Origin of the sequence: Flavobacterium chungbukense, from assembly GCF_020805785.1 — a bacterium.
Classification (GTDB): domain Bacteria; phylum Bacteroidota; class Bacteroidia; order Flavobacteriales; family Flavobacteriaceae; genus Flavobacterium; species Flavobacterium chungbukense.
In genome coordinates this window covers 57,139-75,584 of record NZ_JAJGZV010000011.1, presented here as the reverse complement: position 1 = coordinate 75,584, position 18,446 = coordinate 57,139, and the positions used below count along the sequence as shown (strand labels likewise).

11 protein-coding genes are annotated in these 18,446 nt (G+C 39.4%); 1 reads left to right on the top strand and 10 read right to left on the bottom strand.

The annotated features are described in order from the left end of the window. Positions 1 to 105 precede the first annotated feature (105 nt). Entirely contained in the window at positions 106 to 1,614 is a 1,509-nt protein-coding gene (locus tag LL966_RS21465) for a rhamnogalacturonan acetylesterase (protein ID WP_229356113.1), read from the top strand. A 161-nt stretch (positions 1,615 to 1,775) separates the two neighbouring features. On the opposite strand, the gene LL966_RS21460 is transcribed toward LL966_RS21465, so the two are convergent. From LL966_RS21460 to LL966_RS21415, 10 genes are all read right to left on the bottom strand, one after another. After that, the gene (locus LL966_RS21460; RefSeq protein WP_229356112.1) at positions 1,776 to 4,220 is read right to left on the bottom strand and encodes a glycosyl hydrolase 115 family protein; all 2,445 of its coding nucleotides are present in this window, start codon (positions 4,218 to 4,220) and stop codon (positions 1,776 to 1,778) included. A gap of 66 nt (positions 4,221 to 4,286) precedes the next feature. Further along, positions 4,287 to 5,615: a rhamnogalacturonidase gene (locus LL966_RS21455; RefSeq protein WP_229356111.1), complete on the bottom strand. Its 1,329-nt coding sequence runs from the start codon at positions 5,613 to 5,615 to the stop codon at positions 4,287 to 4,289. 19 nt (positions 5,616 to 5,634) lie between these two features. After that, entirely contained in the window at positions 5,635 to 7,038 is a 1,404-nt protein-coding gene (locus LL966_RS21450; RefSeq protein WP_229356110.1) for a family 43 glycosylhydrolase, read from the bottom strand. A gap of 57 nt (positions 7,039 to 7,095) precedes the next feature. Then, positions 7,096 to 8,397 carry a hypothetical protein gene (locus LL966_RS21445; RefSeq protein WP_229356108.1) on the bottom strand — a complete coding sequence of 434 codons (1,302 nt, stop codon included), beginning with the start codon at positions 8,395 to 8,397 and terminating at the stop codon, positions 7,096 to 7,098. Between the two features lie 95 nt (positions 8,398 to 8,492). Continuing rightward, positions 8,493 to 9,827 (bottom strand): glycoside hydrolase family 88/105 protein, encoded by a 1,335-nt coding sequence (locus LL966_RS21440; RefSeq protein ID WP_229356106.1) that lies wholly within the window; start codon positions 9,825 to 9,827, stop codon positions 8,493 to 8,495. A gap of 110 nt (positions 9,828 to 9,937) precedes the next feature. Next, positions 9,938 to 10,267, bottom strand: a complete 330-nt coding sequence (rhaM, locus tag LL966_RS21435; RefSeq protein WP_229356104.1) for an L-rhamnose mutarotase — start codon at positions 10,265 to 10,267, stop codon at positions 9,938 to 9,940. A 3-nt stretch (positions 10,268 to 10,270) separates the two neighbouring features. After that, entirely contained in the window at positions 10,271 to 11,227 is a 957-nt protein-coding gene (locus LL966_RS21430) for a family 43 glycosylhydrolase (RefSeq protein ID WP_229356102.1), read from the bottom strand. Between the two features lie 105 nt (positions 11,228 to 11,332). After that, complete coding sequence (locus LL966_RS21425; protein ID WP_229356101.1) at positions 11,333 to 12,862, bottom strand: sialate O-acetylesterase; 1,530 nt, start codon at positions 12,860 to 12,862, stop codon at positions 11,333 to 11,335. Positions 12,863 to 13,070: 208 nt separating this feature from the next. Beyond that, positions 13,071 to 15,170 (bottom strand): RagB/SusD family nutrient uptake outer membrane protein, encoded by a 2,100-nt coding sequence (locus tag LL966_RS21420; RefSeq protein ID WP_229356100.1) that lies wholly within the window; start codon positions 15,168 to 15,170, stop codon positions 13,071 to 13,073. 42 nt (positions 15,171 to 15,212) lie between these two features. Further along, on the bottom strand, positions 15,213 to 18,368 hold the full coding sequence (locus LL966_RS21415; RefSeq protein ID WP_229356099.1) for a SusC/RagA family TonB-linked outer membrane protein: 3,156 nt from the start codon (positions 18,366 to 18,368) through the stop codon (positions 15,213 to 15,215). Between the last annotated feature and the right edge of the window lie 78 nt (positions 18,369 to 18,446).

The window sequence follows — 18,446 nt, the reverse complement described above, 5'->3', positions numbered from 1 at the left end:
TGAAATAAATAAGTTCGCAAAGCTTTGCACTCATTACCTAGACCCTTGTGAACTTTACGGTAAACAAATATGTAAAACATTATTCTCAAATTTATAATTCAAACCATGAAATTCTTTAAAATACTTTCCGTACTATTTTTGGCTGTATTATTTTTCAATTTCACTTCCAAACAAGATAACAGACCCACTCTTTTTATGGTAGGCGATTCGACTGTAAAAAATGGTAAAGGAGATGGAGCCGGCGGTCTTTGGGGCTGGGGAGATTTCATTGGACAATATCTCGATACGACAAAAATCAGGATTGAAAACCATGCTTTGGGAGGTACCAGCAGCCGTACATTTCAGGATAAGGGGCTTTGGACTGCAGTTTTAAATAAGTTAAAAAAAGGCGATTATGTGCTGATTCAGTTTGGACACAATGACAATGGCCCAGTAAATGACAGTCTCCGCGCAAGAGGCACCATTAAAGGAATTGGTTCTGAAACAGAAGAAATAGATAATATCCTAACCAAAAAACATGAAATTGTACATACTTACGGCTGGTATATTCAGAAGGTCGTTCGTGAAGCGAAATCAAAAGGCGCAATTCCGATTATCTGTTCTCCTATTCCACGCAATGACTGGCAGAATGGGAAAGTACCTCGAAATGACAAATCATATGGATTATGGGCCAAACAAATTGCTGAAAAGGAAAAAGCAACTTTTATCAATCTGAATGAAAAAATGGCTCTTGAAATGGAAAAATTTGGCGAAACAAAAGTTACCGGTACTTATTTTTATAAAAAAGACCATACACATACCTCGGCAAAAGGAGCTGTACTTTCGGCTTCTGTTATTATTGATGAATTGAAAAACAGTAAAAATTCATTAAAAAAATACATTTTAGACAATCCAAAAATTATACTTCCTGCCAAGAAAAAGGTCTTTCTAATTGGCGATTCGACTATGGCGAACAACAATAATAATCCAGATGCAGTTGGCTGGGGAGTTCCATTTCCTCAGTATTGCGATACGACCAGAATTGAAGTCATCAACAAAGCGCGTGGCGGGAGAAGCACGAGAACTTTCGATTACGAAGGTCTCTGGAATGAAGTAAAAAACCAGCTGGAACCTGGAAATTTCATCCTGATTCAGTTTGGTCATAATGATGCTGGCGATATTGACAAAGAAAAATTCAGAGGTTCCTTGATAGGAAACGGCGAAGAAACACAGGAAGTTATCCGTCCAGACGGTACTAAAGAGATTGTTCATACTTTTGGCTGGTATATGGAAAAATTCATTCGTGAAGCCAAAGAAAAAGGTGCAGTTCCGATTGTATTAAGCCAGACTCCACGTAATGAATGGCCGAATGATAAAGTAGAGCGAAGAACTGATACTTATGGCAATTGGTCTAAAATTGCTGCAGAAAGACAAAATGTTTTTTATATTGATTTAAATGAAATTGTGGCGCAAAAATATGAGTTGCTCGGAAAAGAAAAAGTAAAAGCATTTTTTCCAAAAGATCATACGCATACTGGTTTGGAAGGCGCAAAGTTGAATGCCCTTACAGTAGCTGAAAGCATTCAGAAAATAAAAAACTGCAATTTGAGGGATTATATTGAAATTCCGAAATAAAGAAGTTATAGACGTGAAGTCCTCAAAGTCGTAAAACTTGATTTTAACTGCAAAATGCACAAATTTCCGCAGATTAATTTGCGGAAATTTGTGCATTTTAAGTTATTTTTTTTTTTAACCTGAATGTGAAGCATACAAAATTACATCCTTACTTATAAATTTTATTTGATTGGAATTTCATAAGTTCCTCCCTCAGCAGCTAAGTAAACTGCTAATTGGTCGAGTACAATTCCGGTTTGATTGACTTCAATCTTAACAGCATGTTTGCCTTTGGAAAAATTTGATGCTGGAATTTTTACTATTGCACTGTTTCTAAGTACATTTTCTTTCCAAGTTTTATCGCGGTCTTTTGTGTTTATTTTAAAGTATTCTGCATTATTTTTGTCAATTTGGATCCCAATTTCATGATCAAAAGCATTAGAATGCGTGGGAAGGAGACGCACTTCAATCTCATAATCGCCCGCTTTTTCAATTTCAAATTCATAAGAAAGAGACGGTTTTTCATTCTTAAAATAACTTTGCGTAAACGGAAACAAAGTCACAGCATTATTGCTGTATCCTAAGCCTTGAATTGGTTTCCATTGATAATTTTCGGAGTCTTTTTTAGAAGTAAATTGGCTGGCTTGGATATTGATTCTTTCTGATACGGTTTTTGGTGGTTTTTCCTTTAAAATTTCACTCGTTGTAACTGCATCAAAAACAGGCAGTTTTCGAGGTTGCATCGACATCATGTAATTCCATTTGCCATTGCTTAATTTTTTATTATAAAAATTAGTCAATTCTTGAATTTTCTCAAAAGCCTGAGCAGCCAAAGCATTATACTTTTCTTTCTGGGCAGCATCTGAAACCATTGACGCTAAATTCCAATACAAAAATTTATAATTCATATAGGCCGCTCCATTGACAGGATATGCCATCAATTGAAACCAGGCATCTTTTCTCTCTTCAGGAATCAGCTTTTCGAGTTCTTCTATTTTCCGTACTAGGTTTTCATAAGCTTTTATTCGTCTCAGGGATTCATCCTCAGAAAAATCAGAAAATCTAACCTGCGTTGTCGGCTCGGTCTGGCTCCATCCCATATATTCCGGCTTTCTGAGCATTGCCAGACGGTAGTATTCTTTTACAACCAAAGCTCCTTCGCGGCTTACCGCTGAAGAAAATTCTCTTGCTGTCCAGTTTTCCAGATATTCATCAATTCCATCAGATTTGATGCTATCGGCATTCCACGCCAGATCCAGAAAAAATTCGATATCGTACTCCGCCGGTTTTATATCTCCGACATTTACAATCCACATCTTTTTTGCGCCGTTTTGATACGCTTTTGTCATTTCATACCAGATTAAGCCAGGCTGCGTGGTGCTCAGCCAAAGATAATCATGAGGACGTCCCCAGTAGCTGATGTGATAATACACACCGCTGCCTCCTGCTCTCATTTGTTCTTCCACACTGCTCAAACGGCGGATATAACCGTAATTATCGTCAGGCCATACCAGGGTTATATCATCCGGGACTTTGAGTCCTCTATCATATAATTCCAATACTTCTTTGTAGGGAACAAAAGCCTGCGGAATAGCCGAAAGCGGTTTTTTGAAAGTATTTGAAAGCATTTCACGCTGGTTCAGAATAATCTTCTGCACCATTGCAATCGATTCCTTTAAATCTTTTGCCCCTTCCATTTTACTGTCGTGGACACCGCGCATTCCTAGCGTCATAATAGTTTCATTGTGAGCCGATTTTAATTCATCCAAACGTTCCTGCCAATATTTATCCACTTGGGGTTTATTGGTAAAATAATTGTAATCGCCGTAAATTTTCGATTTCCATTCATCAACGTTGTTTCTAAGCATCGGCTCGGCATGTGAAGAACCGATCACGATTCGATATTTCTGTGCCATTTCCTTATTCCCCGGAATTGTAAAAAAGCCTCTAGTGGATGGATGCATTGCAGGCCAGATGGTATTGGCTTTCAGGCGCAGCAGGAGCTGAAAAATTTTCTCATAGGTTTTGGGACCGATATCTCCCGTTTCTGGTTCAAAAGTTTTCGCAGCCCATGGCTGTAATCCCCAGTCTTCATCATTTAAAAAAATACCGCGGTACTGCACAGAAGGAGATTCAGTAATTCCTTGTGACGGAAGATACAATGAAAGGTTTTCTTTTTTTAAAGGATGTACATCTGCCCACCATTTCCACGGAGAAATACCCAGACGTTCGGCAATTTCAAAAACCCCGTAAACAGTTCCCCTCACATCTGAACCAATAACGAGAAGGTTTTCCTTTGCTTTTCTAATTGAAAATTTCTCCCATTGATTTACTAATTGTTTCTGAATATTTTTGGATGAAAGTAATTTTGAAGAAACCTGGCCAACATAAATTCCTTTTTTTGAAATAGTACCCGCAGTAATAATTTCTGGACGGTGTCCGCTAATTTCTTTGATATCATCTGCCAGTTCCTTTACTGCCCAGACAATCAGCGGATCAGTATTTACATCAATATAAATTGCGGCCAGATTCTTGGAATTGGCTATCTCAAATTCAACCAGTTTTTCTTTCTGGCTGAAAGAATTTACCGCTTTAAACAGTAAGACAAAAAGAAATATTTTTTTCATTTTCTATAATATAAAATGTTGGGCAGGTATTAAATTTTGCTTGTTATTTGGTTTCAAGCCAAAAAATTATTCAACCAATACTTTATTGACATATACATTTTTAAAGCTCACGCCATTTATCAAAGTCTTGTCGATCTTCGTTTTCACTGATTCTATATTCAGATTTTCGAAAGTGAAATTAGACAGACGGACATTAGGATCGTTTTCTACACCGTAAAAAGTATCGCATTTCAATTCGATGTTTTTCAAAGTAACATTCTCACCGTATGAAAGCGGAATATCAGGACGCCCTTTCAGATCAAAAAATTGTTTCCAGGCAAAGACTCCCAATCCGGTTTTTGCTTCTCCTTTAATATCTTCAACTCTGATGTATTCGTAACGTTGCGGCGTGTCAGGTCTCATTTTCAGCCACAGCAATCTTGAAGCACCGTCAATTTTACAATTGCGCATCACTATATTTCTATTGTGAATTGCCTCGCTTCCGTTTGTTAATGCAGAATGGCAGAATCCGAAATTAGAGTCTTCAATAATGATATTCTTGTTTGCTCCATTGTTAGGATCCTGATCTGCATAGGGGCCTTTTCCGCCTTTAAGCGCAACAGCATCGTCATTAACTGACATGTAGCAGCCTTTAACCAAAACATTCGTGCAGACATCAATATCAATAGCGTCGGTACTTGGAGCCTTATCTTTAAGGTGAGGAGAAAAAATATACAGATCCAGCAGCTTAACATTATTGCATTTATAAAAGTGATTGGTCCAGAAACCAGAATTAATCAATTTCACATCCTGAAACTGCACATTATTTGAATTCCACACAAATACCAATCTGGGTCTGGAAACTTCCAGATTCGTACATTTTGGATTTTCCTTTCGCCTTGCCCAGAAAGCATCCCAGTATTTTTTGCCGTTTCCGTTAATAGTTCCTTTTCCGGAAATTGAAAAATTATCAACTCCGTAAGCATTCACTACAGCTGGAAAATAATCCAGATTCTGCCCTTCCATTCTGGAAGCCATAATTGGAAAATCAGCAATATTATCAGAGCCTTTCAAGACACCGCCCTCGCTGACATACAATTTAGTTTTAGGCTTAAAAAACAAAGCCCCGCTCAGGAAAACTCCTTTCGGAATCACAATGACGCCGCCACCGTTAGCAGCGGCTTTATCGATCACTTTCTGAATGGCAGCTGTCTGTATTTTCGTACTGTCAGTTCCAACTCCGTGAGCTGTAATTTTATACTGTTTGCCCAGATTTTTTAGCTCCAGCTTGGCATACTCTTTAAACCATGATGTGATTTCGCTTCCATCGGGAAACTTATCATTGCTGTATTTCTGGGAAGATGCGTTTTGGACCATTCCCAAAACGCATAAAACTAAAGTGAAAAACTTATTCATTGTGTCCTATTTTTTTTTATTATCTAATTGAAATTTGGGTTACAGAAATATAATTCCCTGTACTGCCGTAATTTGACTTTCTTTTATCTGACCAGTTTGGTCTTTCTCCAGTTCCGTAAACTGATAACACATAGGTGTCTTTTTTTAAAACTGGAGATTTGTAGACCATTGTTTCCATTGGACTTTTACTGTACATATCCACCGTTGCAGCGTTAACTGTTTTTCCCTTTTTATCTGTAACAACGATTCTCGCATACCCATTTTCAATGCCGGTAAAACTCGAAAAACCAATCTGCTGCCCTTTAAACTCTATCGAAAATGAGGCGTTTTTATCATTTGACCTGCTTTCTGAAAGCCTATTCCCTATTTGCTCCTGTTTCCAATCGCCGGAATACTTAATTCTTGAATCAGTATTTTTTAAAATATTATCTGATTTTACCATTACAGAAACAATTCCGCTTGGTATGTCAATCTGCCAGCTTTGCTGATACTCTGGAATTTTTAAAGATGTCCCCGAAATAGTAAGGGGCTGCCATACATAAGTTGCCGACGAAGCCTGTTTGGGAAAAGACCAGCGATCGCCCATAAATATGTAAGTTGTTGTTTTTGTTCCCTTAACAGGCAATACAAATGTTGACTGGGAATTCCATGTCAGTGTTCCTTCAGGAGCAATTAAACCACGGGCTTCCCATGGCCCTTTGATTGAGTTTGAGGTGTAATAATAATTGTCATTTCGTTCCCAACTGGTTAGATGTGAACCAATAAAATAATACAGATTGTCTTTTTTAAGCATCGTTGGCGATTCGAAACCAGTTGTAATATTTTCATTTACTTTTTCTGCTATGGATTTATAGTCGTCACTCAATCTATAGATCTCACCTCCATGTATTAGAATATATCCAGATCCGTCATCATCCTGAAATGTTCCCATATCCCATTTTTTTACAGGTTTTCCTTCAAACAGAAGCGGTCCTTTAAATGTGTACGGGCCTTCTACATTCTTTGAAACGGCATAACCGGTAAACTGGTCTTTATACGTTAAAGAATCGGCATGCATGTACATTATAAACTCATCTGTTTTTGGACATTTCATTATTTTAACTCTCTCTCCGACGCGATTTGGTCCCAGTTTTCCAGATTCCTGAACGGGAAGTGCCTGACGTTCAAATTTCCAATTGTAAAGATCTTCAGATGAATAACAATTAAATCCTGCAAATGCATTGCTGTCATCCTTATGAGCTTCTCCAAAAAGATAAAACTTCTCTTTTTCTTTTATAATACAAGCTCCATGCGCACTTACGATATTTCCGTTCTGATCAAACCATGGTATTCCGGAATACACAGCATCCATCCTGCCCGTTTTTTGAGCAGAAGAGATTATAATATTAGCAAAGAAAACAATCCAGAATACTACTTTTTTCATTGTTTATATTTTTGTTTTAATTGGAATTTGGGATTTAAAATTTGTTTTTTTATAAAGCTACTTCCTATTTAACCAGTCTTTAGGCACATTTACAATACAGATATTTAACGTCCTGTTATCCTCAGAAAGCATCGCCGACTGGATCTGAATTTTAGTTCCATCTCTGTTAAAAGTCGGATGCACATGATCTGCTGCGGTTTGTTTATGTCCTGTCGTCAGCATTATCATTTCATTGGTTTTACGATCGATCAGATATAAACTTCTGGAGAAATCATCCCCTACAGCCCATCTTCCGTCAGCAGAACCGTGTACATGCCATAATCCACTGCCGCTTTTGGTTTGTCCGGCAATAATCATTTCGCGGGTTCTTAAATTTACAATAGCTAAACCTGTCGGTTTTTCGCGGGTTCCAGAATTTCCCCAATTACTTTCCTGTCCGGGATTCTGTGTATTTCTGATTTCCGTACTTTCAGTAACTTCCACCAGATTTTCTTTTTGAATATCAATTTTTCGGTGTCCCATAATAGCCAGTGCAACCTCATCTTTGGAAATTACCGCTTCATGTGTTACCCATTCATAATCAGATTCAGGATATAACGGTCTTAAGCCCGTCCCATCTGCCATAACTGTCCACGTGCGCTGAGGCGATTTACCGCCAGTTTCCCAGCAGAAAACAAGTTCTCCGGGATTCCAAATATTCGATTGAATATGCCCCACTTGAAACGGTACTGAAACTACATGCTTCAACTCCCCAGTCTTTATATTCATGCTGCCAATTCCTCCAGGACCCGCACCCATATTTCTAGGCCCGTAGCTTTTTTCAATTTTCACATTTGGATCTAAATGTTTTGCGGCTTCTTCTCTTCCAATCCTAAAATACACACGATCTTCATTGGCATCTAAAGCCATGTCCCCAGAAGCCCCCATCTCTGATGGCGTTATGCCGCAAACACGTTCGTAAGCAGCAATAGGTTTCATTTTTCCAAATTGACTGTCAGTAAAAACCGCTTCCAGGTTTACTTCCATAATCTTCATTGTATTTTCATTTCCCTTACGCATAAAATACAATTTCATCGACTTTTGTGCCATACACAAAGTACCGCTGTAGCCTCCTTCGGTCACTTGGACCATTACACCCGATTTTTCATGTACTGCAACTGCATCGCCATTGGCTCTTTTAGTCCTAAAAATAAGCCATTCGCCGTCTGCTGTCCACTGTGGATGGGTAGGATATGTCTTGGAATCGCCTGCTGATTTGGTCGTTAAAAAAATCAAATCAACACCAGTAACCGGATCTTTAATGATTTTTTTCTCAGAAGGAAAACCTTTCCCAATCTGGCTGAAAACCGTTACCTTCAAAAACAGGAAACATATAATTAATGCTAATTTTAATTTCATCTGTCTATTTTTGATTTCTTATTTATAAAATATTGTAGTAAGCTATACTAAAACGACTATCCCTTAATTTGAAGCTGAATAGAACTGTCATTCATTTCAAACTGGTTATTTTTCAAAAGCGTTAATATTTCAGCCCCGGCCAATAAAACTGGCCCGTAACCGTGAGCAGCATATAAATTTATAGGACGATAGTAATAAAAAGCAGGGTCAAACGCCATTCCGGTTCCCACACAAGTTCCTTCTACCTGACCTTTTTCATTTACTTTGGAAGCTACTGCATTCCATGCCAATAAAACTGCCGGCGCATAAGCCAATTTATCCACATATCCTCGGTTGATTGCCCTTGCAATAGAATACGTATAAATAGCTGTTGCCGAAGTTTCAAGGTAGGTGTCGTTTCGATCCAGCAATTGATGCCAGAAACCTGTTCCATCCTGATATTGCATTAGCCCAGTGATATGCTTTTGAAGCTGCGCTAGAACCTGAGGATAACCTGGGTGGTCTTTTGGAAGCACTTCCAATAATTCTATCATAGTCATAACCGCCCAGCCATTTGCCCTTGCCCAATGAAACTCAGGATGCATCTGCATTGACTCTACCCAGCCGTGCATATAAATTCCCTTCTGGCTGTTAAACATTCTTTCTGAAAACTGATTGACCTGTTTTACAGCATCATCAAAATATTTTTTATCTCCCGTGTAACTGCCCATCTGTGCCAATGCCGGAACACTCATAAACATATCGTCCAGCCAAAGCGTATTATTCTGCGGCCTGTTTCTAGCCAGAGTTCCATCTTTTAAACGGTGTTCTTTTTCGCTTATGTATTTAATGAAGTTATTGATAACAGGGTCAACATTAGCATTCAGCCCTGCTTTTTTTGCTTTGATAAAAGCAGCGCATAGTGCTCCGGCGTCGTCTAATGCATGGGGTTGCAAAACAGTGCGGATAGGTGAATCGCTTACATTTTCGCTTTTAAAATTTTCAGCAAGGTCTGCTATTAGTTTAATCCGCTTATTGGCATAATCTGCATATTCTTTTTTTCCTGTTGCCTCCGCCGCCAAAAGCATTCCGGCATAAGTAACACCCCATTCATAGCTTGTAAGCCTGAAAGAGCCTGGAGAAAAAACAAGTCTACCTTGGGCTTTTCTGAAATCTTTTACTTCTAAGTTATCACTTGCCCTGAGAACTTTTGAAGCGGTATTTTCTTCAAGGAAATTATATACCCGATTTAAAACGGCCTCAATATTGCTTTTGTCAGGAACAGCATATGGAGTTATGTAATCCGGCTGCATGGCGTGCAGCGGCGTGGTTACATCATTTGTCTGCGCAGTGGCGGAAGCAAAAAAACCAAATGCAGTTAAGGTTAGAATTTTTATTGGTGAATAGTTCATAGTTAGTAGTTTTTGGTTAGTAAGAGTGAGCTTAACGTTGCAATAACAAATTTGGTTTCCCAAAACGGTCTATTGTTATTGAAAGCGAAGAAATTAAAAAATACTTTTTTTTATTCTAAATGAAAAACCTCTTTTAACGGAATAGCAATCGGCGAATGATCCGGATTGGTATCCATTATGTCTGCCATGTAAGCCCACCATTTTTTCACTAAAGGATGGCTGGGCAGACGTCTTTGATCAAAATCAGGACTGATTTTCTGAACTGCAAATAAAATCAGTGTTTCTTCATCTAAAAAAATACTGTAATCCTGTATGCCTGTCTCAGACAGCAGACGCTGCAGTTCCGGCCAAATTTCATCATGCCTTTTTTTATATTCTGCTTCAAAACCCGGTTTTAATTTCATTTTGAAAGCATTGCGAATGGTCCTTTTATTTTCCATTTTCTATTGTTTTAATTTGATCTGGACTAATTTGTCACGATTGCAGCTGATTTCTCCGTTGGTATATTCAAGCTCTGCCACCTGTATAGAGCTTCTTTTGGTTTCATAATTGTCAACCCCTTTGTTTTCTGGAGTCCTCCCTGGATGAGTGAAATAAAATACATACGCTTTTGCGCCATTCACCACCACATCTGCATGACCTCCGATCACTTTATCATCCTGGCCTTTTCCGGGAAGCTGCAGTATGTTTTTCTCCTGGTGGTTCCAGTTTAGAAAATCTTCCGAAGAATACACGCTTAGTCCTCTCCACGAATCAGTAATCATCCAGTTTTTTTCTTTCCATACAAAAACTTTTGGCCCTTCGCCGCGGTCTTTTATAACTTTTGTGCCACTGTCATTCCAGTTGTACAAATCATTACTGTCTGCATAATATATTGACTTTCCATCATTTTCATTATTGTAAAACATTCTCCATGTTCCATTTGGAAGCCTAAACACCGAAGCATCAATGCATCGATCGGAGGCCAGTTTTAGTTCTGATTCAAATTTCCAATCCATCAGATTGCTGCTGGTCAGATGAATTATCGAACGCGGATGATACCAATCATTAAATATTCCGGGTACAACCGTAAGATACATATGGTATTTATTTTGGTATTCAATTACCTCTGGAGCCCAATACGTAATATCTTTAAGTTTATAATTGATACTGCAAGTGTCTTTGTAGGTCCACTCAGCGCCGTCTTTTGATACTGCAATTCCGATTTTAGTGCCGTGCACCCATGTTATTCCCTTAGCGTCAGAATCGTTAGCTCTTCTGTTGGTATAGAACATATACCATAGCTTTTCTTTTTTGTTCCAGATTATCACAGGATCTGCAGCACCATCGTAAACAGGATCACGATACAATGGCTTTGGCGCTGTATGTTTATTTTCTTTCCCATTCTTATTCTGAGCCATAATTGAAAAGCAGCATAAGAGAAAAAAGAGTTGCAAAAAATCTTTTAAGTTTATTTTTAACATCGAGCTAAATGGTTTATTACAATAATTACTAAATCTTAAAATCTATTTTTTCTGAACTCCAATCTCCCAGTCATCAGTCCTAAAAGGAGATGCAGGCAGGTTTTCGGAATTAAACAAATTGGGGTTCGGAACAGCTTTCCACGCAAAACGCACAGCTTGCGGACTTTTTACTTTTGTTGAAGAAACGATAATGGTCTTTCCCTCAATTTTTGCATCGGCAGGATAAAAAACCTGATCGCTTCCTGCAATTTCAAATTCTCTTAGACTATCTGTCTTTTTAAATCCATTTGCTGTTTCATCAAAAAACAATTGAATCTTTTGCTTTTTGATTTTCATATGATTGTAAACCGGTCCCGAACAAACCAGATTCTTTTCGTTATAAGTCTTAGATCTTGCCAGTAAAGCTAATCGATAACCAACTGTCTGTTTGTCTATAGGGTGGATATTGGTTTCATTTCCGACATCCGTAGTCACAGCCATTCCTGTATTTGGGATCGATTTTGAAACCAGGAACTGCGCTTCTCTTATATCAGGATTCTGGCCTTTGTGCGGCGTGATCTGAACAAAATAAAATGGAAAATCTCCCTGTTTCCAATCGCTTCTCCAATTTTTTATCATAGCCGGAAAGAGAGTTCTGTATAAAAATGCTTTTTCAGCATTACTCTCACCCTGATACCAGATCGCGCCTTTAATGGTATAATTGATTAAGGGATGCAGCATGGCATTGTATAGCACATAAGAAGTTTTATTCTCTTCTTTTTTTGGCTTTTTGAGCGTAGTTTGGGTTAAATCGTTATTGGCAGAAATTCTTTCCGCTTTCAAATCCGCGTAATATTTTTCCAGTTTGTCTTGAAATAGCTTCTCATTTCTGGCATCGTTTTCCAATATTTCCAAAAAATCAGGGTTTTCTTCCAGAACCTTCTGTGAGGTCCAGGCTTCAGCTTTAGTTCCTCCCCAGGAGGAAGAAATTAATCCTATTGGGACCTTCAAATTTTGATGCAGATCACGTCCAAAAAAATAAGCCACTGCAGAAAATGTCCTTATTGAAACAGGCGAACATTCTTTCCAGTTTCCGCTCAGGTCGTCCAATGGTTTTTGAGAAGCTCTGGTGGGAACGCTAAATAGTCTGATGGATGGAAAATTGGCCTTCTGAACTTCTTCTTCATAATTTTTGACACCGGTTTTCCAAGTTCCCTCTTCTTTTCCCACAGGAAAATACATATTAGATTGCCCGGAACAAACCCAGACTTCTCCAATAAGTATATTTTGCAGAATGATTTTATTTGAAGCTTCAATTTTGATCTCATATGTTCTTTCGCTTCCCTCTGGCGTTTCAACAGTCGTCTTCCACATACCGTCAGAATCGGCTGTAACTTCTATTGCATTCTCCAGCCATCCTGCTTTAATATTAATTTTTTCGTCAGGGGAAGCCCATCCCCATAAATTAACTTTAGAACGTTGCTGTAAAACCATATTATCTCCTACCAAAGAAGGCAGTTTTACTTGTGCTGTTAAAGCTGCTCCAATTCCAAAAAAAATAGATAATAGAAAATATTTTACCGAATAAATCATTGGCTATACAATTTTAGTCCTAAAAACTTAAAGATATGACACTAAATTACAAACCGTATCCTGTAGTTCCCTGTCTGCAGGATACATCAGATCGATATGGCTTATAAATTAAAAAAGTCTATTATTGCTGGTATCACCCTACTGCATAGATATCGAAAAAAAATCGTCTCAAATGAGACGATTTCTTTCTTCAAAAAAATAAAATATACTAATATCCTGGATTCTGCCATGCCGCTTTTTGTGCACTGGACAGATTTGAACCATCGTCATTTAACAATCCGTCAATAAAGGATTGCGGAATTGGACGCAGTTCGTGTTTATTGGCTGTAATATTAGGTGCCGCCTCGGCATTGAATGCTTTAGCACGTTTGATAAGCATTCCAGTACGGGAAAGCGTTTCCCAGCGCTGCCATTCTCCCAGAAGCTCACGGGTAGACTCATTAAGAATAAAATTGATGGCACGCTCTTTATCTGTTGAAGCTCCAACTTTAACCATAACAGCCTCGTCTTCAGGCGGCAGATTATTAGGAAAAGAAGTTAATCTTAAATCTGAAGCCGCAGTTGTAACGGCAAGTGTCGGATTAGACAAATAATATGTATTCATATCTAAATTAGAAGCTGCAAAGGCTGTAGCCGAAGTTCCTGTGTTTAAAGGATTAACTTTAAATGCCTGAGAACCGTCATTATAATAAGATCTATTTTCTCCAGCCTTCCACTGTGCTCTAACTCTCACTGTGTTGATATCCTGCATTGCATTGCCATACTGCCCAAGACGGACATAACACTCTGCACGCACTAAATAAGTTTCTGCCAAACGGGCCATGATAACATCACGGTGCGAATCCCCTCTTTCAGCAGTACGAGATCCACATTCTGTTTTATTAATACCCGCGAAGAAGTTACAGATTGGCTGGTTTTTAAAGGTAGGCGCTACATAAACTCCATTTTGGTACAAGACCGAAGAGTTAGGCACAAACTGCCCTTTTTTTACTGCCAAAGTTCCCGCAGTAGCAGTTTGTCTTGCTCCAGTGTTCCACTCTGGAAGACGACCGTTAACATCTGTCCAGGTTGGCGCTTGTACGCTGGCACCAAATTTAGCGCCGTTATAGGTATTATCATTTTTAGTATTCAGGATCATTACAATACCAGGATCTCCAACTTTCACGCCGGCGCTTGCTGTCACTACCGTATTGGCTCCATAAACAGTTCTAAACGTTTTCCACATACGCGCATCATTTACGTGGTCAAATATTCCGTAGGTGTACTCTGTTGGACGGCAACGCTGAAAATCCATACTTCCAATCCAGACACCACGCCTTACCCATCCTCCGGAGAAACTTGAAAACTGAGGGGCAAAGTAGCTGTAGGTGCGGTTTCCAAAACGGCCCACTGTAGCAGCATCTGCATTATGGCCTGCAGCCATTAAAATTTCGTTCAGCTGCTCATTCGGACAGTCGATTCCTGTCCAGTTTGCGTATAAATCACTATAATTAGGCGTCAGTGGCCCTCGTGCCGTAATCGCATACGAACAGGCATCGATCGCTTCTTTAAGATCAGTATCCTTGTAAGCATTATTCCAGGCATCATTACGCTCGGACGAACGGAACAGTAAAGCTTTTGCCAGGAAATGTGCCGCAGTAGCTTTTGTCCAGGTAATCCCTTTTCCATAAGTAAAAACTTCACCCTCAAAAAGCGTGTAAGCATTACGGAAATCAGATATTACCTGTTCCCAGCATTTCTCCTCTGTAGCACGCTCGTAGTTTCGGACAACTCCTTCAATGGGTTTTGTCTGAAGTACAACTCCACCGTACTGTGCTACAAGTCTGTAATAATTATAGCCGCGCAAAAAATAGGCATGCGCTAAGCAACGGTTTCTGATTTTTAAATCTGAAATCACCGTTTCTGCTTTAGCAATAATAGTATTACAAGACGCTATGCCATAATACATTTCATCCCAAAGCGCATTTGGATTAGTTGCATTCCCATTAGCCGCTCCTGTTGCAGTTGATGCACCAACGGGGCCAAAGCGGTTATCATATGTATTCCACATTTCATTGGTAAGGTCATTTGCATTGGTAAATTCATCTGTTCCGTACAGTGTGTTTCCGTAGGACCATTCAAAACCAAAATGCCAGCGGATATTTCCATAAAGCGATACCGTCAACGCCTGAAGACCTTCTGGCGTATCAAAATAAGCTGTAGAATACGCATTAGTTTGTTCTTCGTCAAGAAAGTCTTCTGAACACGAGGCAAAAAACACTCCTGTCATTAATAAAAGACCGATTCCTATATTTTTTAAATTATTCATTTTTTTTGCATTTAATGTTATACTTCAATTCGCCACACTTCATTAAAACCCAACTTCAACTCCCATAACAAAACTGCGGTTGAAATATGTTCTATTAGTGTCAAAATCATACCAATCCAGTGATTGGTAAATACTTCCAGGATTGACAGCCTGTACATAAAATTTCATGTTTGCCAGCCCCACTTTATTTGCAAAATCTTTGGATAAATTATAGCCTAATGAAATATTACGGATTTTTACAAAGGATGCTTTCTGGAAGCCAAGAAGACCGGAAAAAGCATCTGCTGAACCTGAAGTTGCTTGGCCTAAAATTGGTTTTTGAAATTCAGCATTTGGATTATCCGGAGTCCAGTAATCTGTTTCACGCTGGTTAGAATGCGCTGTTAAAGCCTCACCTCCTAAAGAAGCAGTGTACCCCATGCGTCCGTAAAGATTTATTCCTAAATCAAAACCTTTATAAGTAAAATTATTATTCCATCCCATTGTCCAGTTTGGATTGCTGTTTCCTACAACAACACGGTCAGTGCCATCCATTTTATAATCGCCGTTTTGATCTTTAGGCCTCACGTTACCCGGCGTAAATTTATAGCCATTAGCATTCCATTTAGCCATCTCGGCAAGATCTTCCGGAGTATTCTGCCACATTCCCTGATTATCATAACCGTAACGCACAGCAATAGACTCACCAATAAACCATGAGTTGCTTACCATGTCCTGCGCGCCGTTTGCCAGGCTAACGATTTGATCTTTCTGCCATGCGCCGTTTAAATTGGTTTCCCATGTAAATCCGCTTGCTGTTTGAATAGGAATAAGATTAAGCGTTACTTCAACACCGTGATTTTTTGTCTGCCCTATATTGGAAACAATGTATGGATAACCTGACACCGGCGGTATATCAACTCGCAGCAGCAAATCTTTAGTATCCGATTTATATGCATCGATTGCACCGCTGATTCTATTGTTGAAGAAACTAAAATCAAACCCAAGATTATACTGGGTAGTTTTTTCCCAGCCCAGATTTTTATTGGGCATTCCTGTTTGTGTATCTGTGTAATACGGTTCATTTGTTGTAAAACCGATTGCATTGCTCTGGCCATTGAAAGGAAGGAATATCTGGCTGATATTTCCTAAAGTCCCGTAAGGATCAACCGAAGAGTTGCCGGAAGTACCAACGCCTAAACGAAGTTTCAGGTTTTCAATCCATCCCACATTTTTTAAGAATTTTTCATTGTTGATACGCCATGCTAATGCCGCAGAAGGAAAGAAGTCCCATTTATGGCCTTCAGACAGCTGTGTAACTCCATCCCAGCGTCCTGAGACGGTCAGTAAATAGCGGTTATCGTACCCATAATTGGCACGTGCCATATAAGAACTGATAGCACGTTCTGTAATACCTGAACTCATACGCGCATTATTAGCCGCATTTGTAGCGTCTACAGAGCCCATTGCATTCCATAAAAACGATGGTTTTGGAATATTGTTAGCGCTCATAGAAGAGTTCTCTATATTCCAAGAAGATGCAGTCTGCAGTAATGTCAAACCAACTTTATGCTTTACAGCAAATGTACGGTCGTAGTTAATAATATTATCTACAGTCCATGAAAGATCTCGGCGGTTCTGCAGACGGGCATAATTAACGCCTGGGCTTCCGTTTGAATTTACTTTCAGCGCCGAAGTCCCGTCAATATAAGCCCCTTCTCTCCAGCTTCGAAAATCCGGTCCAAAATTTATCTTGTAAGAAAGTCCTTCCAATGATTTTGTCATTTTGCCGAAATCTAAAGTGGCAGAAAAGTTAGCGAGAACACGCATGGTCTGTGACTGCTGCGTACTTTTATTCCACTCTTCCATAATGGTGTAAACTCCTGATTCACCTCCCGGGTTAATAATCAGATTACCGTTTGCATTGTAAGGCACAGCAATATTGTAAATTTGTTTAGCTGCACCATAAATGGCATCTGGAGCTGTACCGCTTCTGGCGCTTAAAGTTGACATTCCGTAATCCTGCTCGCTCCATGAAACATTAAATGAGGCATTCATTTTAAACCATTCTACCGGAGTGATATTGGAGGTAAGTTTTGCAGTATAACGTTTGTACCACTGTCCTTTCTGTGTACCCTGATTATCTAGATATCCGACAGAACCATATGTATTCACTTTTTCAGAACCGCCGCTTGCACTGATAACGTGCTCAGTGCTAATACCTCCCTGAGTTACTAAATCGGTCCAGTCTGTGTTGGTTACTTTAGAAGCATCCCAAGTACCGCTGGCCCATCCTTTCAGCACATTATCTCTGGATGTCTGACCGTCTAAAGCACTGTCAAAAATCAGCCTGTCATTTGCTATATTAGGTGTATCAGGATGTGCATATTTAGATGGATCAAGATTGTAAGCAGCCCATCGTCTGAAAGTAATAAAGTCGGATGCGCTCATAGACGGCGCCCTGTCCACAATTTGAGACGTGGTTACCGTACCAGCATAATTTAAAGTAAATCTGCCTGCCTTTCCCTGTTTGGTTGTCACGATAATAACTCCGTTAGCTCCGCGCGATCCATAAATTGCCGTTGCTGAAGCATCTTTTAAAATATCCATGGATTCAATATCCCTCGGATTCAAAGTTTCAATTGCGGATGCAGACATCAACGGCACGCCGTCCACAACATAAAGAGGATCGTTACTTGCAGTCAAAGATCGAGTACCTCGGATACGGACTGTACCAAGACTTCCTGGACGTTCGTTTGTGGTAATATCCACCCCGGCAACCTTACCCTGAAGCGCTTCCGTTGCATTGGAAACAGGACGGTTCATCAGCTGTTCGGCAGATATGGTTGACACTGCTCCTGTTACATCTGCTTTCTTCTGCGTTCCATAACCAACAACAACAATCTCATTAAGCTGCGATATTTCGTCGGCTAGCTTTACATTAATTTCTGAACCGCCCCCAACAGTCATTTCAACTGTTTTTGAACCGGTAGAAGAAAAAACCAAAACCTGTCCCGCAGAAGCACTTATTGAATACTTCCCGTCAAAGTCAGTGCTAGTTCCCTGCTTTGTCCCTTTAACAATCACATTGGCTCCTGGAACAGGAAGCCCGGCTAAATCGGTAACTGTACCTTTAACCGACTTGTTCTGTGCATATCCCGATATATGCATCAACGCACACATAAGGAAAACCACAAATAGACTCCATTTGTTTTTCATAAAAAGTTAAATTTGGTTAGTTAATTAGTTCAACCAAATTTATCCAGAAGCATTCGTCGCCGTATCCTGTAGTATCCT

What these genes read in the sequence shown, in the direction of transcription:
- LL966_RS21425 (WP_229356101.1), bottom strand. Translation starts at nt 12,862, where the DNA reads ATGATTTATTCGGTAAAATATTTTCTATTATCTATTTTTTTTGGAATT.
- LL966_RS21420 (WP_229356100.1), bottom strand. Translation starts at nt 15,170, where the DNA reads ATGAATAATTTAAAAAATATAGGAATCGGTCTTTTATTAATGACAGGA.
- LL966_RS21460 (WP_229356112.1), bottom strand. Translation starts at nt 4,220, where the DNA reads ATGAAAAAAATATTTCTTTTTGTCTTACTGTTTAAAGCGGTAAATTCT.
- LL966_RS21440 (WP_229356106.1), bottom strand. Translation starts at nt 9,827, where the DNA reads ATGAACTATTCACCAATAAAAATTCTAACCTTAACTGCATTTGGTTTT.
- LL966_RS21465 (WP_229356113.1), top strand. Translation starts at nt 106, where the DNA reads ATGAAATTCTTTAAAATACTTTCCGTACTATTTTTGGCTGTATTATTT.
- LL966_RS21415 (WP_229356099.1), bottom strand. Translation starts at nt 18,368, where the DNA reads ATGAAAAACAAATGGAGTCTATTTGTGGTTTTCCTTATGTGTGCGTTG.
- rhaM (WP_229356104.1), bottom strand. Translation starts at nt 10,267, where the DNA reads ATGGAAAATAAAAGGACCATTCGCAATGCTTTCAAAATGAAATTAAAA.
- LL966_RS21455 (WP_229356111.1), bottom strand. Translation starts at nt 5,615, where the DNA reads ATGAATAAGTTTTTCACTTTAGTTTTATGCGTTTTGGGAATGGTCCAA.
- LL966_RS21450 (WP_229356110.1), bottom strand. Translation starts at nt 7,038, where the DNA reads ATGAAAAAAGTAGTATTCTGGATTGTTTTCTTTGCTAATATTATAATC.
- LL966_RS21430 (WP_229356102.1), bottom strand. Translation starts at nt 11,227, where the DNA reads ATGGCTCAGAATAAGAATGGGAAAGAAAATAAACATACAGCGCCAAAG.